Genomic DNA, 19,838 nt, shown 5'->3' on the forward strand with positions numbered 1-19,838 from the left:
GGGCTCGTCCAGGATGAGGGTCCTGGCGCCCCGGTAGAGGACCTTGAGGATCTCCACCCGCTGCCGGTCGGCGACGCCGATCTCCTCGACCAGCAGGTCGGGGCGGACCCCGAGGCCGTAGGCGTCGGATATCTCCTTGATGCGGGCCCGGGCGCGGGCGCCGATGCCGTGCAGCTTCTCGGCGCCGAGGACGACGTTCTCGGCGACGGTGAGGTTGTCGGCGAGCATGAAGTGCTGGTGCACCATGCCGATGCCGCGCGCGATGGCGTCGGCGGGGGTGGCGAAGGAGACCTGCTCGCCGTCGAGGGTGATGGTGCCCTCGTCCGGCTTCTGCATGCCGTAGAGGATCTTCATCAGCGTGGACTTGCCGGCGCCGTTCTCGCCGACGAGGGCGTGCACGGTGCCCTTGCGCACGGTGATGTCGATGTCGTGGTTGGCCACGACACCGGGGAAGCGTTTGGTGATCCCGCGCAGCTCAACGGCCGGGGTGGTGCCGCTGGGCTCGGGGGAGCTGCTGGAGGCTGGGATGGCGCACTCTCCTCGCGCGGGACGGTGATAGCGACGCGGAGGGCCGGGGGGGGCGGGCGTGTCTTTCGGATCTTCGCGGGGCCGCGACGCCAGCTACGGCACCTCGCTGCGTTGTCGCATCTCGCGAGTACAACCCGGTACGAGCCGAGATCCTCCGCCTTGCGATGCACCGCATCTGACGCCGCGGCCTGATCCACGAAGATCCGAAAGACACGCCCTGTCCCCCCACCGGCCCCGTACGGCCGCCCCGCCGGGGGCGGCCGTCACTGTCTTAGGGGGTCTCCTGGACGGTGACCTCACCGGAGACGATACGGGCCTTGGCCGCCTCGATCTGCTCGGAGATGTCGTCGATGAAACCGCCGGAGGTGGCCAGCGAGACGCCGCCCTCCTCCAGGTTGTAGGAGTGCGGGCCGCTCAGCGGCTCGCCGTCCTGCACGGACTTGATCAGGTCGAAGACGGCCACGTCCACGCCCTTGACCACGGAGGTGAGGATGGAGTCCTTGTACTCGGCGAGGCCGGGCTGCTCGTACGCGTCGGAGTCCACGCCGATCGCCCAGGCACCCTCGACACCGGCGACGGTCTCGATGGAGCCCTGGCCGGACTGGCCGGCGGCGGTGTAGATGATGTCGGCGCCGCGGCCGAGCATGCCGTCGGCGGTCTCGCGGGCCTTGGCGACGTCGTTGAAGCCGGCGTCGTTGTCCTCGTAGAGGTACTGGACGTCCACGGAGACGTCGGTGCCCTCGTTCTCGTTGGTGTCGAGGACGCCCTGGACGAACCCGGCCTCGAACTTGTTGATCAGCGGGTTGTTGACGCCGCCGATGAAGCCGACCTGGCCGGTCTCGGTCTTCAGCGCGGCGGCCACCCCGGCGAGGTAGGAGCCCTCGTGCTCGGAGAAGACCATGCTGTAGACGTTGTCGCCCTCGACGACCGAGTCCACCACGCCGAAGGTGATGTCGGGGTACTGGGCGGCGACCTTCTCGATCGAGCTGCCGTAGAGGTAGCCGACACCGATGATGGGGTTGTAGCCGTTCTCGGCGAGGGAGGTCAGCCGCTGCTCGCGGTCCGCCTCGGTCTCGTCGTTCTTGGCGGTCATCTCCTTGAAGGAGATGCCCAGCTCCTCCTCGGCGCGGTCCAGGCCGCGGGCGGCGGACTCGTTGAAGGAGTGGTCGTCCCGGCCGCCGACGTCGAAGGCGAGGCCGACCCCGGCGTCGCCCTTCGCGTCGGAACCGGAGTTGTTGGACGAGGTGGAGCTCTCACCGCACGCGGTGGCGGTCAGAGCGAGGGCCGCCGTGACGGCGACCGAGGCTGCGAGCTTGGAGGCGCGGCGCAAGAGGACGATCCCTTCGGTTCTGAAAGCGCCTCTTACGGCGCTGTTGCAGGGATCGTAACGCGCGTAGATGTGGGGTAAAGCCGGGCTAAGGTCCCGTTATCAGATCGTCGTGAACGCAATCGGTACGCAACATTGCGCGGCGTGTCGGCGCGGGCACCCGGGGCTGGGAAAACCCCGGATGCCGGGCCGTCGGCCGGGGGTGCGGCGGGGCGCTCAGGGGCGCTCGGCGGCGTCCAGGAGCGCGGTGGCGGTGAGCAGTTCCACCCCGACCGCGATCGCGGACTCGTCCACGTCGAAGTCGCCCTGGTGGATGTCGCGCGGCGGGGCGCCGGGGCGCTCGCCGTCGCCGGGGGTGCGCACCCCGAGCCGGGCCATGGCGCCGGGCACCTGCTCCAGGTACCAGGAGAAGTCCTCGCCGCCCAGGCTCTGCTCGGTGGGCTCCACCGAGCCCGCGCCGAACCGCTCGGTCATGGCCGCGGCCAGCAGGGCGGTGGTCTCCTCCTCGTTGACCACCGGGGGCACGCCGCGGATGTAGTCGATCTCGTACTTGGCCTGGTGCAGCCGCGCGACCTCGCCGACCGCCTCCTCGACCAGGTCCTTGGCGGCGCGCCAGGCGCTCAGCTCCAGGCAGCGCATGGTGCCGGAGATCTCGGCGCGCTGCGGGATGACGTTGGAGGCGTGCCCGGTGGTGAGCCGGCCCCAGGTGACGGCGAGGCCGGCGCGGGTGTCGACGCGGCGGGCCAGCAGCGCCGGGACGTCGGTGATCACGCGGGCGGCGGCGGTGACCAGGTCGGTGGTCAGATGCGGGCGGGCGGTGTGGCCGCCGTCGCCGGTGAGCCGGATCTCCAGCCGGTCGCAGGCGGAGGTGATGGCGCCGGTCTTCAGCCCGATGCGGCCGGCGTCCACCTTCGGGTCGCAGTGCAGCGCGAGGATGCGGCCCACTCCGTCCAGCACCCCCGCGTCGATGGCGTCGGTGGCGCCGCCGGGCAGCACCTCCTCGGCGGGCTGGAAGATCAGCCGCACCGGCTGCGGCAGCGCGCCGCGCGCGGCCAGCCCGGCGAGCACCAGGCCGGCGCCGAGCACCACGGTGGTGTGCACGTCGTGGCCGCAGGCGTGGGCGCGTCCGGGGACGGTGGAGCGGTACGCGACGGTCTTGGTGTCGGGAATCGGCAGCGCGTCCAGGTCGGCGCGGAGCGCCAGCAGGGGCAGGCGGCCCGCGTCACCGGCGGGGCGGATGTCACATACCAGACCTGTGCCGCAGCCGAGGACGCGGGGTGCGAGCCCCGCGCGCTCCAGGCGCTCCTTGACGACGGCGGTGGTACGGACCTCCTGGTGGCCCAGCTCGGGGTGCATGTGGAGATCCCGGCGGAACGCGACCAGCTCGCGCCGCAGGGCATCGCTCAGCACACCGGCGGACTCCGGTGACAGCTGTTGACTCACGTATCCGACACTATCTCTGTTTCGCCGCGGGAACGGCGCCGCTCACGCAGATTTCACATGCCGGGAACGCGTACGGTCGCAACTGACTGGGTATGACTGTTTTTTATTTCTTCTGATCCCGCGTCGGGCTGTCCGGGTGCCCCTCATCCCTGAGGGGCGGGGAGAAAGCTCAGCCCGTGGGCACCGCGCGCGGTGCTGGTGACGGCGGACAGGAAGCCGCTGGCCCGCTCGGTGACCCGGTCGGTGAACCAGCCGGGCGACAGGTCGCACACCACGATCTCGGTGCCGGTGTCCGAGAGCACCAGCGGCAGGGTGTGCACCACGGTCGACGGGAAGCTGAGGATCTTGGCGCCGACCGGGCCGCGCCGCGCCACCAGTTCCAGCGGCAGGTCGGGGCGGACGATCTCCAGGCCCGCCTCGCGCTCCACCCGGCGCAGCTTCTCGGCGCTCTCCTTGCGGTGCGCGTAGTAGCGGGCCACCGCGTGCCGTTCCGCCAGGCCGGCGACGGCCGCCAGATAGCGGTCCTCGTGCAGTACCCCGGTCTCCACCAGGGAGGTGCCGACCAGGTCGGCGCCGGCCGCGACCCGGGGCGGGCCGAACCGGTCCCGGGTCCAGGCCAGGGTGTTGGCGGTGACGGCCACGCCCTCGGGGGGATCCACCGGCATCGCGGTGAACACCTCCACGCCCACCCCGGTGGCCGGGGTCAGCCGCCGCACCGCCCGCCGGGCGACCGGTGCGAACAGCGCGGCGCGCGCGCCGGAGGGTGCGGCGCGGTGCCAGCGCACCAGCCGTTCCCCCCGCGCGAGTTGCGCGGTGAACTCCATGGTGGCGGTGCCGTCGTCCACCACGACCACGTCGCAGCGTCTGGCCATGGACAGCAGCAGTTGCAGATAGCGGGAGAACGGGTCCCCGATGAGCAGCAGTCTCGCCCGGCGCAGCGGCCCGGCGAGGGCGGCCAGGGCACGGGAGGGCTTCAGGGCCCCGCCGCGTGCCTCCTGCCACAGCACCCGGTGCCCCTCGTCCCGGGCCAGCTGGGCCATCCGGCGCAGCTGGCCCCGGGAGATGGGGTCGTGCGGGGGCAGGATGACGACCGTACGGGCGCCGGGGTGGATGTGGGCCCACTCCAGTATGTTCAGCAGCTGGACGGGGCTCTCGGCGAACGCCAGCGTGTCGTCGGTCGTCATCTTCGTCACCCTTCGGTTGAGGTGTCGCGGCCGCTCAGACGGTCGCGGGCTCGCGCTCGCCGGCCTCGGCGACCACGCCCTTGACGCGCCGCAGCTTCTTCATCGGCGCCAGCTCGCTGGCGTACACCTTCTTGACGCCGTCGCCCAGGGACTCCTCGATGGTGCGGATGTCGCGCACCATGCGGGCCAGGCCCTGCGGTTCGACGGAGGCGGCCTGGTCCGAGCCCCACATGGCGCGGTCCAGGGTGATGTGCCGCTCGACGAAGACGGCGCCGAGCGCGACGGCGGCCAGGGTGGTCTGGAGGCCGGTCTCGTGGCCGGAGTAGCCGATCGGGACGTTCGGGTACTCGTTCTGGAGGGTGTTGATGACCCGCAGGTTCAGCTCGTCGGCCTTGGCCGGGTAGGTGCTGGTGGCGTGGCACAGCAGGATGTTCTGCGAGCCCAGCACCTCGACGGCGTGCCGGATCTGCTCGGGCGTGGACATGCCGGTGGACAGGATGACGGTCTTGCCGGTGGCGCGCAGGGCGCGCAGCAGCTCGTCGTCGGTGAGGGAGGCGGAGGCCACCTTGTGGGCGGGCACGTCGAACTTCTCCAGGAAGGCGACGGCCTCGGTGTCCCACGGGGACGCGAACCAGTGGATGTTGTGCTTCCGGCAGTACGCGTCGATGGCGGCGTAGTCGTCCTCGTCGAACTCGACCCGGTGCCGGTAGTCGATGTAGGTCATCCGGCCCCAGGGGGTGTCGCGCTCGATGTCCCACTGGTCGCGCGGGGTGCAGATCTCCGGGGTGCGCTTCTGGAACTTGACGGCGTCGCAGCCGGCTTCGACGGCGGCGTCGATCAGGGCGAAGGCGTTGTCCAGGTCGCCGTTGTGGTTGATGCCGATCTCACCGGTGACGTAGACGGGGCGGCCGGGGCCCACGACGCGGTCGCCGAGCTGACGGAGGCGGTTGCTGGTGGTCATGAGGTGCTGAGTTCCTTTCCGAGGATCCACGAGGCGATCTCGCGGATCGCGCCGTATCCGCCCGGGGCGGTGGTGACGGCGCGGGCGGCGGCGGTGACGACGTCATGGGCGCCGGCGACGGCCACCGGCCAGCCGACGAGGCCGAAGCAGGGCAGGTCATTGACGTCGTTGCCGGCGTAGAGCACGCGCTGCGGGTTGATGCCGTGCTCCTCGCACCACTGTTTGAGTGCGAGGTCCTTGCGGTCGATGCCGTGCAGCACCGGGACGCGCAGTTTGCGCGCCCGGGCGGCGACGACCGGGTTCTGTTCCGTGGACAGGATCAGCAGCCCCAGCCCGGCGCGGCGCAGGGCGGCGATGCCGAGGCCGTCGCCGCGGTGCACGGCGACCAGCTCCCGTCCTTCGGAGTCGATCAGCACCCGGTCATCGGTCTGGGTGCCGTCGAAGTCGATGACGACCGCGTCGATGTCGGCGCGGCTGGGCAGCCGGCCGGCGGTGCCGTCCAGCAGCGGGGCCAGCGCGCGCGCCCGGTCCAGGTCGTGCGGGTCGTCGATCTCCAGGACCCGGGCCGGGTCGGCGGGCACCAGGGCGGTGCGGCCGAAGAAGCGGTGGCGTTCGGCGCGGAAGCCGGGGGCGCGCATGGCGTAGGCGGCGCCGGTCTCCAGCCAGTCCTGCGGGCGGTCCTGGCGGCGCGGGCGGTACGCCTTGTCGTGGTTGACGCCGTGGCCGCCCGCGTCGCCCTCGCGCCAGACGAAGCCGTGGAAGGGGGCGGCGGTGAAGGCGGTGTCCGCGCCGTCGAGTACGGCGCCCGCCACGCCGTCGAGGTCGGCGGCGGTGAGGAAGGGGCTGGTGCACTGGACCAGCAGGACGATGTCCGGGGCGGTGCCCTCGCGCTGTTCGACGGTGTCCATGGCGTGCAGGACGGCGGCCTCGCTGGTGGCGGTGTCCCCGGAGATCCGCGCGGGGCGCTCGACCACGCCGGCGCCGGCGGCGCGGGCGACGGCGGCGATGCCGGGGTCGTCGGTGGAGACCACGACCTGTCCGACCAGCCGCGCGGCGCGGGCGGCGCGTACGGCGCGGACCACCAGCGGGGCGTCGGCGACGGGCGCCAGGTTCTTGCCCGGCACCCCCTTGGAGCCTCCGCGAGCGGGTATGACGGCCAGGACGTGGGGCATGGTGGGGCTCTCGCTGTCGGTCGGGTCGGTGCGGGGGACGGGGTCGGTGGGGCCGGTGGGGCCGGTGCCGGGGCGGGTCACAGCTGCCCCCAGCGGCGGATGATCGGGGCGATCCGCTGGGCGGCGGTGCGGTAGGTGGCGCGGGCGGCCTGCCGCAGCAGCCGGTGGGAGCCGGCGGGCGCCGCCGTGTCGTGGCGGGCGAGGATGCCGGGCAGATAACCGGGGGCGGTGCGCCGGGTGTAGTACGGGGTCAGGGCCGGGCGCGGCGCCGCCAGCAGGGCGGCGAGCCGGTCGCGGGCCGGTCCCCAGGCCGTTTCCGGGTCGGCGGCGAGTCCCTGGTCGGCCAGCCACGCGCGGTCGGGTTCGGGCCGGTGGCCGGCGTCCAGTTCGTCCCAGGAGGCGAAGCAGCCGGAGCCGGTGAAGTAGTGGTTGCCCAGCGGCTCGCGGATGCCGAGATCGGTGAGGACGGCGGTGGGGATGCCCCGGTGCAGGGACTCCAGCGCGGCGGTCGAGGAGACGGTCACCAGCAGATCGGTGGTGTCCAGGACCTCGCCCATGTTGCCGTAGGCGAGGGAGAAGTTGCCGGGCCGCCGGTCCCTGGCGCGTTCGGCCAGCCGCTGGTAGGGCAGTTCCTCGACGTGCGTGGTCTGTTCGCCCGGCCGGCTGCGCAGCTTGACGACCACCTCGCGGTCCGGGTGCCGGCGGGCGTGGGCCATGGCCCGCTCCAGCAGGTAGGAACGGTCGGCGCGGCTGCCGGGGACGGAGGGCTGCACGGCGAACACCACCCGGTGGGGGCGGGTTCCGGGGGCCGGCGGCCGGTAGCGGTCGCCGCCGAGGAAGGGCAGCGCGCACTCGGTGACGGCGGAGGCGTCGGCCCGTACGCCCTCGTACACGGCGCGGAAGCGGCGTACGTCGTAGGGGCTGTTGGCGAGCACCACGTCGGCGCCGTGCCGCAGCAGCAGGCCGTCGGTGAGCTTCTCGTAGACCACGCCGACGTAGCCGGTGACCACCACGGGCCGCCGGTCGTTGCCCTTCCACACGTCGGCGAGGGCGTGCAGCAGGGCCTGGACGGTGCCGCCGACGCAGGCCAGGACGAGCACCTGGTGGGTGCCGCGGCCCAGCTCGGTCAGGAACCCGGCCGCGGTGATCTCGCGGACCCCGTCCGCGCCGGTTCCGGTCTCGGCCAGCTGCCGGGCGGTGGGGGTGGCCCGGCCGCGCAGCAGGTAGCCCTGGGGGGCCGCGCCGGGGACCAGCCGGCGGGCGGTGTGAGCACCCCATTTCCACCGGGTGTCGGAGTCCGCGAGGACGGCGACGCGGGGCGGGTCGTGGGGGTAGGCATCTGGCACATCAGCGAACCTAGGGAGCGTGCCCTAGGAGGGGGACAACTGATGACCAACAGACGGTGAACGGATCGGCACCGCACGGCCAACTGGGTTACGGGACGTGCGGGGTTCACCCGGCGGCCGGTCGGCGTTCACCTTTCCGGGGCGCGTACGCCACCGGGCCGGGGGCGGTGACCGGTGCGCGCGCGGACGGTGGCGGCAGGAGGAGTCAGGACGTGAACGGCTCGATCTCCCCCGCGAAGACGATGATCTGGTCGATGAGGCTCCGCTGCAGATGAACGACATCCGTTCCCGCCAGGCGGGGGCCTCCGTCGGGCGTGACGAAGGCCCACTGGTACCGGGCCCATTCGTCCGGCATGTCCACCGCCGAGCAGCGCACCATCGTACCGGTCCCCGCCGGGTGGTGCCGGATGTCCAGCACGAACCGCTCGACCGCCCCGATTCCTTCGCTGCGGCCCAGCGGCCCCCACAGGACCACGTCCGTGGTCAGGGCCTGGGAGAGCAGGGCCGTCACATAGCTGTCGTCCGAGGTGTTGAACGCGGAGATGAACGTGTCGATCGCGGAGCGTGCGGTCTCTTCCTGCATGTTCCAGTAATACCAGCCGTTTCGCACCCGCTCGTTCCCATGAGTGCCTTCCGGTCACAGGACTAGGCCGGTGCCAGGGCGGCGCCGGTCCCCGCGCCGGTGGCGCCGCCGGATATGGACCGCACGAGGGTGATGAGCGCGTCGATGGCGGAGGCGCGGTCGCGGGCGTCGAAGGTGATCACCGGTGTGTCCTCGGTCAGGTCGAGCGCGCCGCGCAGTTCCCCGGCCGGGTGGTCCGGGCTGTCCGGGAACCGGTTGACGGCCACCACGAACGGCAGCCCGCGCAGTTCCAGTTCGGCCAGCACCTCGAAGCTCTCCGCGAGCCGCCGGGTGTCCACCACGGCCAGGACGCCGAGCGCGCCCTCGGCCAGGCCGTCCCACATGCTCCAGTAGCGGCGCTGGCCCGGGGCGCCGAAGAGGTACATCACCAGGCGGTCGTTGAGGGTGAGCCGGCCGAAGTCCATGGCGACGGTGGTGGTCCGCTTGTCCTCGACCCCGGCCAGGGTGTCGACCCCGACGGCGGCCCCGGTGACGCTCTCCTCGGTGCGCAGCGGCTCGATCTCGCTGACCGAGCCGACCAGCGTGGTCTTGCCGACTCCGAAGGCTCCCACGATCAGCACCTTCACCGCCTGGCGCACCGAGTCCGGTACGTACCGGTCAGCGGAGTCTGCGGAGTCCATCGAGTACCTCCTGGAGCAATTCCATGTCGGGGCGTCCTGCCTGCGGGATGCCCGAGCGCGCCACGAGGTAACCCGCGTCCACGAGTTCGGAGGCCAGCACCTTCACCAGGCTGAGGGGCAGCTTGAGATGGGCGGCGGCCTCAGCGAGGGACAGCAGCCGCTCGCACATCCGCACCAGGGCCCGGCTCTCCCGGGTGGCCGTCACCGGCAGCGGTCCCGCCGTCTCCGCGCGCAGCAGCAGCGTCTCCACCCCCAGTGCGGCGCGGCTCGGCCGGAACTTCCCCCCGGTGATCACATAGGGCCGCAGTGCGCTGTCACGGTACCCGCCGTTGCCGGTCATCGGCGATCAGGCGTTCTGCCGGGCCGGGCTGCTGAGCCGGGCGGCGCCGATGCTGATGACCTGGGAGCGCATCTGCCGGGCCACCAGCCGGGGGTCCACGGCGGGTCCGGTGACGGCGGCGAGGTGGGCGCCGTGGGCGCTGCGCAGGAAGAGGTAGCCGCCGTCGTAGCCGACCATCTGCTGGTGGACGGTGCCCTCCTCGGCGCCGAACTCGCGGCCGAGGCTGCGGCCCAGGGAGTGCAGCCCCGCGCAGTTGGCGGCGAGCCGGTCGGCGGTGTCGCGGTCGATGCCGCCGGAGCTGGCGAGCAGCAGGCCGTCCGGGCTGAAGACGATCACATGCCGGACGCCGGGGACGGCGGTCACCTCGGAGATCATCCAGCCCTGTTCTTCCGGGCTTTCGACGTACTTCATGCGCGTTCAGCCTTTCGGGGGTTCGGGGACGTCGGGGCCGGCACCGGCGAAGTAGTCCGCCATCCACTGCCCGGCCTCCTCCGGGGTGGGCTGCGGGTGCGCGGCGGCGGGTGGCGGCTCGCCGGTGCCGCGGGGCCGGGCGGGGGGTGTCTCGCCCCGGCGGGAGGCGCGTTGCGGCAGGCCGGAGGGGCGCAGGGGCGGCGGGCCCGGGCCGGGGTCGGTGGCGCGGGCGTGCCGGGGGCCGCCGGAACGTTCCGCCCGGGGGTGGGGCGGTCCGGGGACGGCGGGGGTGTCCGGGTCCTGGGCGGGTGGCGGGGCGAGTTCCCGCCGGGCCGGCGCGGGGGGCGGGACCGGCGCCGGTACGGGGGCCGGGGTGCGGCGCGCGACGGGCGCCGGGGCGGGCGCCGGGCCCAGGGGCGCCACCGCGACGAGATCGTCGCGCCCGACGAGGACGACGGCCCGGACCCCGCCGTAGGGCGAGTGCGAAAGATCGACCTGGAAGCCGTAGCGGGCGGCGAACCGTCCGACCACCGCGAATCCGGTGCGCGGCACCTCCCCCAGGTCCGCGAGGGCGACCGGCCGCCGCCCGGAGACCACCTGGCGGGCCCGGCCCATGCGGTTCTCGTCCATGCCGGGCCCGCCGTCGTCGATCTCGATGACGGCGCCGCGCTGCACGGTGCGGACCGTCACCGGGACGACGGTCGCGGGCGGGGAGCATTCGGTGGCGTTGGCGAGGAGTTCGGCGACCAGGTGGATGAGCGGTTCGGTGATCCGGGCGGCGGCGCCCACCTCCTGTTCCCCGGCGACCTGGACCCGCCGGTAGGCCACGATCCGGCCGGAGGCGGCGCGCACCACGTCGACCAGGGCCAGCGGTTCGTCCCCGGCCCGGCCCGGCCACTCCCCGCCGAGCACCTTCAGGCTCTGGGCGTGCCGGGCCTGCTGGGTGGCGGCGTGGTCGACGCCCATCGCCGTCTCCAGGATGTCCGGGTCCTCGCCGTACCGTTCGCAGAGCGCGGTGACGGCGGCCTGGATGCGGTGCGCGGAGGACTGCACCCGGCCGGCCAGCGCGACCACGGCCATGCGCTGCGCGGTGTCGCGGTCGGCGAGCCGCCCGGAGACGTCCTCGACCACCCGGTCGAACGCGCGCACCACGGCGGGCGGCAGCTGGGCGGGACAGCGGGCGGGGGGCACCGCGCCGCCGGCGAAGACGGCGGGCAGCCGGTCCGCCAGCAGATGGGCGCACTCCTCGCGCAGCAGCGCGGACTGCTGCGCGGTGTAGCCGCGCCACTGCTTGTCGCGGCGGGCGAGTTCGGCCTTGCGCCGGGCCACCTCGGCCCGCGCGCGGACCAGTTCGCCGCTGACGGCGCGGTGGGCGCGCCACAGCGGCACCAGCAGGCCGAGGGTGAGGACGGCGCCCGCTCCGCCGGCCGCCGGTGCCCACGGGTGCCCCGCCGGGAGAAGTCCGGTGGCCGAGGCGGCGATCGCGCACGGCAGGACGACCATGGCCACGGGCCACAGTGCCGGAGTGGACGAAGGACGTGCCATGGGAAGCCTTCACGGTCGTGCGGGCGGTGGAGCCACGGCACCGCGCGCGACGGTGCGCACGGTAGCCGTCAAGTCACCTTTCGTGAGGGGGTCTCAGGGCACGGATCCTATCCACCGGCGCGCCGTCCCACCGCGCGGCGCGGCCGAGCCGCCCGCCGGTCCTCAACTTCCGTATCTCCCGCACCAGCTGTCACACCGGCGGTACGGTCAGAAGGTCTCCGAGGGCACGTACGCGCCCCACACCTCCCGCAGCGTGTCGCAGACTTCGCCGACCGTGGCGCGGGCGCGCAGCGCGTCCTTCATCGGGTAGAGCACGTTGGCCGACGGGTCGGCCGCCGCCGTGCGCAGCGCGGCCAGCGCCGCGTCCACCGCCTGCTGGTCGCGGGCGGCGCGCAGCGCGGCGAGCCGGTCCGCCTGCTGCCGCTCGATCGCCGGGTCCACGCGCAGCGGCTCGTACGGCTCCTCCTCGGCGAGCTGGAACCGGTTGACGCCGACGACCACCCGCTCCCCCGCGTCCGTCTCCAGGGCGACGCGGTAGGCGCTGCGCTCGATCTCCGTTTTCTGGAAACCCTGTTCGATGGCGGCCACGGCGCCGCCGCGCTCCTCCACGCGCTGCATCAGTTCGAGTGCGGCGCTCTCCACGTCGTCGGTCATCGACTCCATGACGTAGGAGCCGGCGAACGGGTCGACGGTGGCGGTGACATCGGTCTCGTACGCCAGGACCTGCTGGGTGCGCAGCGCGAGCCGGGCCGACTTGTCGGTGGGCAGCGCGATCGCCTCGTCGTAGGAGTTGGTGTGCAGCGACTGGGTGCCGCCGAACACCGCCCCCAGCGCCTGTACCGCGACCCGCACCAGGTTGACCTCGGGCTGCTGGGCGGTGAGCTGCACCCCGGCGGTCTGGGTGTGGAAGCGCAGCATGAGGGACTTGGGGTTGGTGGCGCCGAACTCCTCGCGCATCACCCGGGCCCAGATCCGGCGCGCGGCACGGAATTTGGCGATTTCCTCCAGTATGGTGGTGCGCGCCACGAAGAAGAACGACAGCCGGGGCGCGAAGTCGTCCACGGCCATCCCGGCGGCGACGGCGGTGCGCACGTACTCGATGCCGTTGGCGAGGGTGAACGCGATCTCCTGCGCGGGGGTCGCCCCGGCCTCGGCCATGTGGTAGCCGGAGATGGAGATGGTGTTCCACTTGGGCAGTTCCGCCCGGCAGTAGCGGAAGATGTCGGACACCAGCCGCAGCGAGGGCTTGGGCGGGAAGATGTAGGTGCCGCGCGCGATGTACTCCTTCAGCACATCGTTCTGGATGGTGCCGGTCAGCTTCTCCGGCGGCACCCCCTGCTCCTCCGCCACCAGCTGGTACAGCAGCAGGAGCAGCGCCGCGGGCGCGTTGATGGTCATCGAGGTCGAGACCTCGCCCAGCGGGATGCCGTCGAAGAGCACCCGCATGTCCTCGATCGAGTCGATGGCGACCCCGACCTTGCCGACCTCGCCGTGCGCCAGCGGCGCGTCCGAGTCGTGCCCCATCTGGGTGGGCAGGTCGAAGGCCACGGACAGACCCATGGTGCCGTTGGCGATCAGCTGCCGGTAGCGGGCGTTGGACTCGGTGGCGGTGCCGAAGCCGGCGTACTGGCGCATGGTCCAGGGCCGTCCGGTGTACATGGAGGGATAGACACCGCGGGTGTAGGGATAGCTGCCCGGGGTGCCGAGTTTTTCGGCTGGATCCCAGCCCTTGAGAGCTTCCGGGCCGTATACCGGATCGATCGGCCTGCCCGACTCGGACTCACGCGTCATGCGACGGACTGTAGCGAGCGCGACCGGGCGCGGGGAAGGAGCACAGGGGGATGTGAGGGGGACGGCGAAGAGGTGCGCGGACGGGGCTAGGGGGAAAGCTGCCCCGTCCGCGCGATGGGCCTACCCAGAGGTACGGGGGGGACCTCGGGTCTGCCCGCGGCCGATGACCAGTCGGCCTGTCTCTTACTGCGCCGCGCGCCCCGTTTTCGTTACCGGGCCCGGAACGGCGGGTCGCACGGCGCCCACCGGGGCCGCCTGCGGCCCGGCCGGGTCGTGGTCGTGGCGCTCGGCGACCAGCTGGGCGAGCCGGCGCAGTCCCCGGTGGGTGGCGGTGCGCACGGCGCCCGGGCGGCAGCCGAGGACCACGGCGGCCCGCTTGGCGTCCAGGCCCAGCATGGCGCGCAGCACGACGGCGCCGGCCTGCTCCCGGGGGAGGGTGGCGACCAGGTCGAAGACGCGGGAGGTGGCGACGGCCTCCATGGCGGCCTCGGCGGTGTCCACGCCGGCGGGCAGCTCGGTGAGCCCGGCGTCCTCCGCGCAGCACTCCTGGGGGCGGCGGCCGCGGGCCCGCAGGTGGTCGAGGGCGCGGTTGCGGGCGATGCGGTGGGTCCAGCCGCGGAAACGGTCGGCGTCACCGCTGAAGCGCGGCAGGTCCCGGGATATGTGCAGCCAGGCCTCGGCGGTCACGTCCTCGGCGTCCGGGCCGGTGACCATCGTCCTGACGTATCCCAGTAACCGGGGGTGCACCGCGTGGAAGACCTGGCGGAAGGCGCCCTCGTCACCCTCCCGCGCGGCCTGGAGCGCCGCGGTGAGCCGGCGGTCCGCCAGGGCCGCCCGGTCGGGGCGGCGCCGTGGCTCCCGGGCATGGTCGGCTGCCTGCTCGGGCACCTGCTCCTGAAAGTGAACCTGCGCCTGCACTCCGGCCCCCCTTAGCGGCCTTCCACGCCGCACTCTTCGCCGTTCCGTCTCCAGAGCTGGTAACTGTGCGCTGTGGATACTGAACGCTACGCGTCCCGCGCTGCCGAGTCCATGCCGCATCTGTACGTATCCGCTCGGTAACAGAAACCGGCCGCCCAACGCTGTACGAGGTGCGGACCCGAGCCCCGCCAGGCGTGGGTCCGCGGCGGCAGCCGGGGCCTCTCCTGTGGGGGGTGGCGGCCCTGGCTGCCGATCGGCGCCCCGTGCGGGCTTTCCGGCGCGCCGACCATGATCCACTTCTTGGTGACCGAGACTAGCCCACCCTCATCCGACGGCGTCCACCCGCTGGGTGAACTCCTGCCAGCTGCCGCTGGGCTCCCCCGCGTGCCAGGTCTTCTGCGCCATGGCGGCGACCGGGAGCCGGATGCCCTCGGCCACCTGCTCGGGGGTCTGGGCGTCGGCGAGGTCGCACCAGATCGCGAAGCGCGCGCCGAGCACGTTCTCCGGGCCGCCCTGGCCCGCGGGCAGCGGGGTGGAGCCGCGCACCACGTCGGGGGTCCACTCGGTGTAGATGGCCTCACCGGTGGGGTAGGTGAAGTCGTTGGGCTCGCCGAGCACGTAGTACAGGTACTGCGAGTTCAGGTTGATCAGCGGGAAGCCCTCGTCCAGGTACTCCTGCGGCTCGCGGGCGCCGATCTCGCGGCCCGTCCAGTAGGTGACCTGCCGGTCCGCGCTGGGCTGGACCTTGCCGCCGGCGTGCATGCCGTCGTTCCACACCTGCGGGGTCTTGCCCAGTTCGGCCACGGTGGCGGCCCGGTCGTTGATCCAGCCGGTGGCCAGGTCGCGGACGGTGGCGCCCGGTCCGTACCGCTCCTCGGCCGCGCGGGCCAGGCCCGGGTAGCTGGCCTCCGGGTCGGAGGCGTACAGCGCCGGGTACTCGTCGCCGCCGATGTGGAAGTACTCGCCGGGGAAGAGCGGGGCGTACTCGCGCAGCAGGTCGTCGATGAGGGCGGCGGCGTCCGGGTTGGCGAGGTCGATGGCGCCGCGGGCGACCGAGCCGTCGGTCTTCTTCAGCTGGAGGTCGGGGTAGGCGTCGAGCACCGCGCCGAGGTGTCCCGGTGAGTCGATCTCGGGGATGACGGTGATGTGCAGGGAGTCGGCCAGCTCGACGATCGAGGTCACCTCGTCCTTGGTCAGGTGCTCCTCGGAGACGATCTCGGGGTGGCTCTCGCTCTCGACGCGGAAGCCCTGGTCGTCGCTGAAGTGCAGGTGGAACTCATTGAGTTTGAGGTCGGCCAGCTCGTGCAGCCGGTCCTCGATCCACGCGGCCGAGTAGAACTTCCGGGCGGTGTCCAGCATGAGGCCGCGCTGTTCGCGGTCGGGGGCGTCCTGGACGGTGCCCTCGGGGAGGCCGCCGTCGGCGTTCACCGACTGGAGGACGGTGCGGGTGCCGTAGAAGGCGCCGGCGCCGGTCTCGGCCGTGATGGTGACCTGGTGGTCACGGGTGGTGAGGGAATATCCCTCGGGGCCGGTTCCGGCATTCGGGTCAATCGTGAGCAGGACGTCCGAGGCGCGGGCGCCGTCGGTGGCGCGATCCACGGACAGCTCGCCGGCCAGCCGGTCGGCCGCTCCGGCGGCCTCGGAACCGTCCGCCGCGACCACCCGGGTGGTCTCCGACGGGGCCCAGCCGGGGCCCTCGGCGGGTTCCCAGGTGGTGACCTGGGGGACGGTCCGCAGGTCCCCGGTGGGGCCGTCGGCCCGTACGGGGTCGGGGAGGGGGTCGGATGCCGCTGAGGTCCGGGTGGGGTCCGGAGCGTCCGCGGCGGTGCCGCCGCCGGACTGCTGGGTGAGCACAAGTGCCGTGGCGGTGGCTATGAGCCCCACGACGGCGACAATCGCCCATATCCGCCATACCGTGCGTTTCATACACACGACGGTAACCGGATGAGCAGATGAATCATGCGAACGGATGAGATCCGTGCGCGATTGATCACACCCTAGACCCCGCGTCAAAGAAGGGGCCAACCCGTCGATAGCATGGCGGGCGGCCGGTGGACCGTACCCGGCCGGGCCCGACGGAGACCCTTGACAGACAGGAGAGCCGCCGCAGGCCCCGAATCGCTTCGGAGGGTTCTTCCGTGCCGGCAGGAACGCTGTACCGCGGCCGGGAAGGCATGTGGTCATGGGTGGCTCATCGAGTCACCGGTGTCCTCGTGTTCTTCTTCCTGTTCGTTCATGTCCTCGACACCGCACTCGTCCGCGTCTCCCCCCAGGCGTACGACGACACCATCGCTGTGTACAAAACGCCGCTCGTGGCCTTCATGGAGTACGGACTGGTCGCCGCCGTCCTCTTCCATGCGCTGAACGGCCTGCGCGTCGTCGCCGTCGACTTCTGGAACAAGGGCGCCCGCTACCAGAAGCACATGCTGTACACCGTGGTGGGCGTCTGGGTCGTGCTGATGGCCGGGGCCGCGTACCCCGTGCTCTCGCACGCCTTCCGTGAGCTGTTCGGGAGCTGATGCAAACGATGTCCTCCACCGATTCCATCACCGTGGACGAGGGGTACGACGCCGATCACCCGGCCCCCGTCATCGAGCCGCCCCGCGCGCGCACCGGCAAGACCCCCAAGGCCACCCGCACCAACTTCGAGCTGTACGGCTGGCTGTTCATGCGGCTGTCCGGCATCCTGCTCGTCGTCCTGGTCCTCGGCCACCTGCTGATCCAGCTGGTGCTCGACGGCGGCGTCTCCAAGGTCAGCTTCGCCTTCGTGGCCGGCCGCTGGGCCTCCCCGTTCTGGATGGCCTGGGACCTGATCATGCTGTGGCTGGCCATGCTGCACGGCGCCAACGGCCTGCGGACGATCATCAACGACTACGCGCAGCGGGACACCACCCGTTTCTGGCTGAAGATGCTGCTCTACACGGCCACCGTCTTCACCGTCCTGCTGGGCACGCTGGTGATCTTCACCTTCGACCCGAACATCACCTGACCGCACCGGGGCTGACGAACTGATGCAGATCCACAAGTACGACACCGTCATCGTCGGTGCGGGCGGCGCCGGAATGCGCGCGGCCATCGAAGCCACCAAGCGCAGCCGTACCGCCGTGCTGACCAAGCTCTACCCCACCCGCTCCCACACCGGCGCGGCCCAGGGCGGCATGGCCGCCGCCCTCGCCAACGTCGAGGAGGACAACTGGGAGTGGCACACCTTCGACACCGTCAAGGGCGGTGACTACCTGGTCGACCAGGACGCCGCCGAGATCCTGGCGAAGGAGGCCATCGACTCCGTCCTCGACCTGGAGAAGATGGGCCTGCCCTTCAACCGGACCCCCGAGGGCCGCATCGACCAGCGGCGGTTCGGCGGCCACAGCCGCAACCACGGCGAGGCCCCGGTGCGCCGCTCCTGCTACGCGGCCGACCGCACCGGGCACATGATCCTCCAGACGCTGTACCAGAACTGCGTCAAGGAGGGCGTGGAGTTCTACAACGAGTTCTACGTCCTGGACCTGCTGCTCAACGAGGTCGACGGGGTCAAGAAGACCGCCGGTGTCGTCGCGTACGAACTGGCCACCGGCGAGCTGCACATCTTCCAGGCCAAGGCCGTCGTCTTCGCCTCCGGCGGCAACGGCAAGTTCTACAAGGTGTCCTCCAACGCCCACACCCTGACCGGCGACGGCCAGGCGGCGGCGTGGCGGCGCGGGCTGCCGCTGGAGGACATGGAGTTCTTCCAGTTCCACCCCACCGGCATCTGGAAGATGGGCATCCTGCTCACCGAGGGCGCGCGCGGCGAGGGCGGCATCCTGCGGAACAAGGACGGCGAGCGCTTCATGGAGAAGTACGCGCCCGTCATGAAGGACCTCGCCTCGCGTGACGTGGTCTCCCGCTCCATCTACACCGAGATCCGCGAAGGCCGCGGCTGCGGCCCCGACGGCGACCACGTGTACCTGGACCTGACCCACCTGCCGCCGGAGCAGCTGGACGCCAAGCTGCCGGACATCACCGAGTTCGCGCGCACCTACCTGGGCATCGAGCCGTACACCGACCCGATCCCGATCCAGCCCACCGCGCACTACGCGATGGGCGGCATCCCGACCAACGTCGAGGGCGAGGTCCTGGCCAACAACACGGACATCGTCCCCGGCCTCTACGCGGCGGGCGAGGTCGCCTGCGTATCGGTGCACGGCGCCAACCGGCTGGGCACCAACTCGCTGCTCGACATCAACGTCTTCGGCCGCCGGGCCGGCATCGCGGCGGCCGAGTACGCGGCGACCGCCGACTTCGTGGACCTCCCGGAGAACCCGGAGCAGTTCGTGGCCACCGAGGTGGAGCGGATGCGCGAGTCCACGGGCACCGAGCGGGTGAGCGTGATCCGCCGCGAACTCCAGGAGACCATGGACAAGAACGCCATGGTGTTCCGCACCGAGGAGACGCTCAAGGAGGCCGTGGAGGACATCGCGGCACTGCGCGAGCGCTACAAGAACGTCTCGGTCCAGGACAAGGGCAAGCGGTTCAACACCGATCTGCTGGAGGCCCTGGAACTGGGCAACCTCCTGGAACTCGCCGAGGTCCTGGCCGTCTCCGCGCTGGCCCGCAAGGAGTCGCGCGGCGGCCACTACCGGGAGGACTATCCCGACCGCGACGACGTCAACTTCATGCGGCACACGATGGCTTACCGCGAGGTCGACGCCGACGGCAATGAGTCGATCCGGCTGGACTACAAGCCGGTCGTCGTCACCCGCTACCAGCCGATGGAGCGTAAGTACTGATGGCCACGCCGACACTGGACAAGGTCTCCTCCCCCGGGCAGGACTCCGGCCACCTCGTCACCGTCACCTTCCGGATCCGCCGCTTCAACCCGGAGGTCTCCGCCGAGGCGAGCTGGCAGGACTTCGAGATCCGCATCGATCCGAAGGAGCGCGTCCTGGACGCCCTCCACCAGATCAAGTGGGAGAACGACGGCACCCTGACGTTCCGCCGCTCGTGCGCCCACGGCATCTGCGGCTCCGACGCGATGCGCATCAACGGCCGCAACCGGCTGGCGTGCAAGACCCTGATCAAGGACATCACCGAGATCAAGGACGGCGTGGCCACCAAGCCGATCCTGGTCGAGGCGATAAAGGGTCTGACGGTCCTGAAGGACCTCGTGGTCGACATGGAGCCGTTCTTCCAGGCGTACCGCGACGTGATGCCGTTCCTCATCACCAAGGGGAACGAGCCCACCCGCGAGCGTCTCCAGTCCGCCGAGGACCGCGAGCGGTTCGACGACACCACCAAGTGCATCCTGTGCGCCGCGTGCACCTCCTCGTGCCCGGTGTTCTGGAACGACGGCCAGTACTTCGGCCCGGCGGCGATCGTCAACGCGCACCGCTTCATCTTCGACTCGCGCGACGAGGGCGGCGAGCAGCGCCTGGAGATCCTGAACGACCGCGACGGTGTGTGGCGCTGCCGCACCACCTTCAACTGCACGGACGCCTGCCCGCGCGGTATCGAGGTCACCAAGGCGATCCAGGAAGTGAAGAAGGCCCTGATCACCCGCCGCTTCTGAGCGCCACGGGCGACAGCGCCGACGCAACGCCGACGGGCCGGGCCCGGTGTCCACAGCTGTGGAC

19 protein-coding genes are annotated in these 19,838 nt (G+C 71.9%); 4 read left to right on the forward strand and 15 right to left on the reverse strand.

The genetic code is table 11. From position 1 onward, the window contains the following. From ACFV5N_RS10920 to ACFV5N_RS10990, 15 genes are all read right to left on the reverse strand, one after another. Window positions 1-528: ATP-binding cassette domain-containing protein (locus tag ACFV5N_RS10920; RefSeq protein ID WP_385597097.1), on the reverse strand; the 528-nt coding region annotated here is incomplete at its 3' end. A gap of 271 nt (window positions 529-799) precedes the next feature. Further along, a complete protein-coding gene (locus ACFV5N_RS10925) occupies window positions 800-1,858 on the reverse strand; it encodes a BMP family protein (protein ID WP_385597058.1) in 1,059 nt (352 codons plus the stop codon). 213 nt (window positions 1,859-2,071) lie between these two features. Next, window positions 2,072-3,298: an amidohydrolase gene (locus tag ACFV5N_RS10930; protein ID WP_385597061.1), complete on the reverse strand. Its 1,227-nt coding sequence runs from the start codon at window positions 3,296-3,298 to the stop codon at window positions 2,072-2,074. A 143-nt stretch (window positions 3,299-3,441) separates the two neighbouring features. Next, window positions 3,442-4,482: a hypothetical protein gene (locus ACFV5N_RS10935; RefSeq protein WP_385597063.1), complete on the reverse strand. Its 1,041-nt coding sequence runs from the start codon at window positions 4,480-4,482 to the stop codon at window positions 3,442-3,444. A gap of 34 nt (window positions 4,483-4,516) precedes the next feature. Beyond that, window positions 4,517-5,443, reverse strand: coding sequence for an N-acetylneuraminate synthase family protein (locus ACFV5N_RS10940; protein ID WP_385597066.1), 927 nt, complete (start codon window positions 5,441-5,443; stop codon window positions 4,517-4,519). Continuing rightward, entirely contained in the window at window positions 5,440-6,615 is a 1,176-nt protein-coding gene (locus ACFV5N_RS10945; RefSeq protein ID WP_385597100.1) for a cytidylyltransferase domain-containing protein, read from the reverse strand. The genes ACFV5N_RS10940 and ACFV5N_RS10945 overlap by 4 nt, the downstream gene beginning before the upstream one ends. A 77-nt stretch (window positions 6,616-6,692) precedes the next feature. After that, window positions 6,693-7,961, reverse strand: a complete 1,269-nt coding sequence (locus ACFV5N_RS10950) for a DUF6716 putative glycosyltransferase (RefSeq protein ID WP_385597069.1) — start codon at window positions 7,959-7,961, stop codon at window positions 6,693-6,695. 205 nt (window positions 7,962-8,166) lie between these two features. Then, window positions 8,167-8,544 (reverse strand): nuclear transport factor 2 family protein, encoded by a 378-nt coding sequence (locus ACFV5N_RS10955; RefSeq protein ID WP_385597071.1) that lies wholly within the window; start codon window positions 8,542-8,544, stop codon window positions 8,167-8,169. Window positions 8,545-8,606: 62 nt separating this feature from the next. Further along, window positions 8,607-9,224 carry an ATP/GTP-binding protein gene (locus ACFV5N_RS10960; protein ID WP_385597072.1) on the reverse strand — a complete coding sequence of 206 codons (618 nt, stop codon included), beginning with the start codon at window positions 9,222-9,224 and terminating at the stop codon, window positions 8,607-8,609. Next, entirely contained in the window at window positions 9,202-9,564 is a 363-nt protein-coding gene (locus tag ACFV5N_RS10965) for a DUF742 domain-containing protein (RefSeq protein ID WP_385597074.1), read from the reverse strand. The genes ACFV5N_RS10960 and ACFV5N_RS10965 overlap by 23 nt, the downstream gene beginning before the upstream one ends. Window positions 9,565-9,570: 6 nt before the next feature. Beyond that, complete coding sequence (locus ACFV5N_RS10970; protein ID WP_385597076.1) at window positions 9,571-9,975, reverse strand: roadblock/LC7 domain-containing protein; 405 nt, start codon at window positions 9,973-9,975, stop codon at window positions 9,571-9,573. A 6-nt stretch (window positions 9,976-9,981) separates the two neighbouring features. Next, a complete protein-coding gene (locus ACFV5N_RS10975) occupies window positions 9,982-11,520 on the reverse strand; it encodes an ATP-binding protein (protein ID WP_385597078.1) in 1,539 nt (512 codons plus the stop codon). A 207-nt stretch (window positions 11,521-11,727) separates the two neighbouring features. Next, window positions 11,728-13,311, reverse strand: a complete 1,584-nt coding sequence (locus ACFV5N_RS10980) for a methylmalonyl-CoA mutase (protein WP_385597081.1) — start codon at window positions 13,309-13,311, stop codon at window positions 11,728-11,730. A gap of 183 nt (window positions 13,312-13,494) precedes the next feature. After that, on the reverse strand, window positions 13,495-14,139 hold the full coding sequence (locus ACFV5N_RS10985; RefSeq protein WP_385597103.1) for an RNA polymerase sigma factor: 645 nt from the start codon (window positions 14,137-14,139) through the stop codon (window positions 13,495-13,497). A 414-nt stretch (window positions 14,140-14,553) separates the two neighbouring features. Continuing rightward, complete coding sequence (locus ACFV5N_RS10990) at window positions 14,554-16,155, reverse strand: glycoside hydrolase family 20 protein (RefSeq protein ID WP_385597084.1); 1,602 nt, start codon at window positions 16,153-16,155, stop codon at window positions 14,554-14,556. A gap of 212 nt (window positions 16,156-16,367) precedes the next feature. On the opposite strand from ACFV5N_RS10990, the gene sdhC reads away from it, so the two are divergent. From sdhC to ACFV5N_RS11010, 4 genes are read left to right on the forward strand one after another with little or no spacing between them, the layout of a single operon-like run. After that, the gene (sdhC, locus tag ACFV5N_RS10995) at window positions 16,368-16,748 is read left to right on the forward strand and encodes a succinate dehydrogenase, cytochrome b556 subunit (RefSeq protein WP_385597087.1); all 381 of its coding nucleotides are present in this window, start codon (window positions 16,368-16,370) and stop codon (window positions 16,746-16,748) included. 8 nt (window positions 16,749-16,756) lie between these two features. Further along, a complete protein-coding gene (locus ACFV5N_RS11000; RefSeq protein WP_385597090.1) occupies window positions 16,757-17,218 on the forward strand; it encodes a succinate dehydrogenase hydrophobic membrane anchor subunit in 462 nt (153 codons plus the stop codon). Between the two features lie 22 nt (window positions 17,219-17,240). After that, window positions 17,241-18,995, forward strand: coding sequence for a succinate dehydrogenase flavoprotein subunit (sdhA, locus tag ACFV5N_RS11005; protein ID WP_385597092.1), 1,755 nt, complete (start codon window positions 17,241-17,243; stop codon window positions 18,993-18,995). Continuing rightward, window positions 18,995-19,774, forward strand: a complete 780-nt coding sequence (locus ACFV5N_RS11010; protein ID WP_385597095.1) for a succinate dehydrogenase iron-sulfur subunit — start codon at window positions 18,995-18,997, stop codon at window positions 19,772-19,774. Before sdhA ends, ACFV5N_RS11010 begins: the two co-directional genes overlap by 1 nt. The last annotated feature ends 64 nt before the right edge of the window (window positions 19,775-19,838 follow it).

This window comes from Streptomyces sp. NPDC059853, assembly GCF_042731495.1.
Classification (GTDB): domain Bacteria; phylum Actinomycetota; class Actinomycetes; order Streptomycetales; family Streptomycetaceae; genus Streptomyces.

Excerpts from the sequence above, each read along its gene's own strand:
- ACFV5N_RS10935 (WP_385597063.1), bottom strand. The coding sequence starts at position 4,482 with ATGACGACCGACGACACGCTGGCGTTCGCCGAGAGCCCCGTCCAGCTG.
- ACFV5N_RS10940 (WP_385597066.1), bottom strand. The coding sequence starts at position 5,443 with ATGACCACCAGCAACCGCCTCCGTCAGCTCGGCGACCGCGTCGTGGGC.
- ACFV5N_RS10945 (WP_385597100.1), bottom strand. The coding sequence starts at position 6,615 with ATGCCCCACGTCCTGGCCGTCATACCCGCTCGCGGAGGCTCCAAGGGG.
- ACFV5N_RS10955 (WP_385597071.1), bottom strand. The coding sequence starts at position 8,544 with ATGCAGGAAGAGACCGCACGCTCCGCGATCGACACGTTCATCTCCGCG.
- ACFV5N_RS10960 (WP_385597072.1), bottom strand. The coding sequence starts at position 9,224 with ATGGACTCCGCAGACTCCGCTGACCGGTACGTACCGGACTCGGTGCGC.
- ACFV5N_RS10965 (WP_385597074.1), bottom strand. The coding sequence starts at position 9,564 with ATGACCGGCAACGGCGGGTACCGTGACAGCGCACTGCGGCCCTATGTG.
- ACFV5N_RS10970 (WP_385597076.1), bottom strand. The coding sequence starts at position 9,975 with ATGAAGTACGTCGAAAGCCCGGAAGAACAGGGCTGGATGATCTCCGAG.
- ACFV5N_RS10975 (WP_385597078.1), bottom strand. The coding sequence starts at position 11,520 with ATGGCACGTCCTTCGTCCACTCCGGCACTGTGGCCCGTGGCCATGGTC.
- ACFV5N_RS10980 (WP_385597081.1), bottom strand. The coding sequence starts at position 13,311 with ATGACGCGTGAGTCCGAGTCGGGCAGGCCGATCGATCCGGTATACGGC.
- ACFV5N_RS10990 (WP_385597084.1), bottom strand. The coding sequence starts at position 16,155 with ATGAAACGCACGGTATGGCGGATATGGGCGATTGTCGCCGTCGTGGGG.
- ACFV5N_RS11000 (WP_385597090.1), top strand. The coding sequence starts at position 16,757 with ATGTCCTCCACCGATTCCATCACCGTGGACGAGGGGTACGACGCCGAT.
- sdhA (WP_385597092.1), top strand. The coding sequence starts at position 17,241 with ATGCAGATCCACAAGTACGACACCGTCATCGTCGGTGCGGGCGGCGCC.
- ACFV5N_RS11010 (WP_385597095.1), top strand. The coding sequence starts at position 18,995 with ATGGCCACGCCGACACTGGACAAGGTCTCCTCCCCCGGGCAGGACTCC.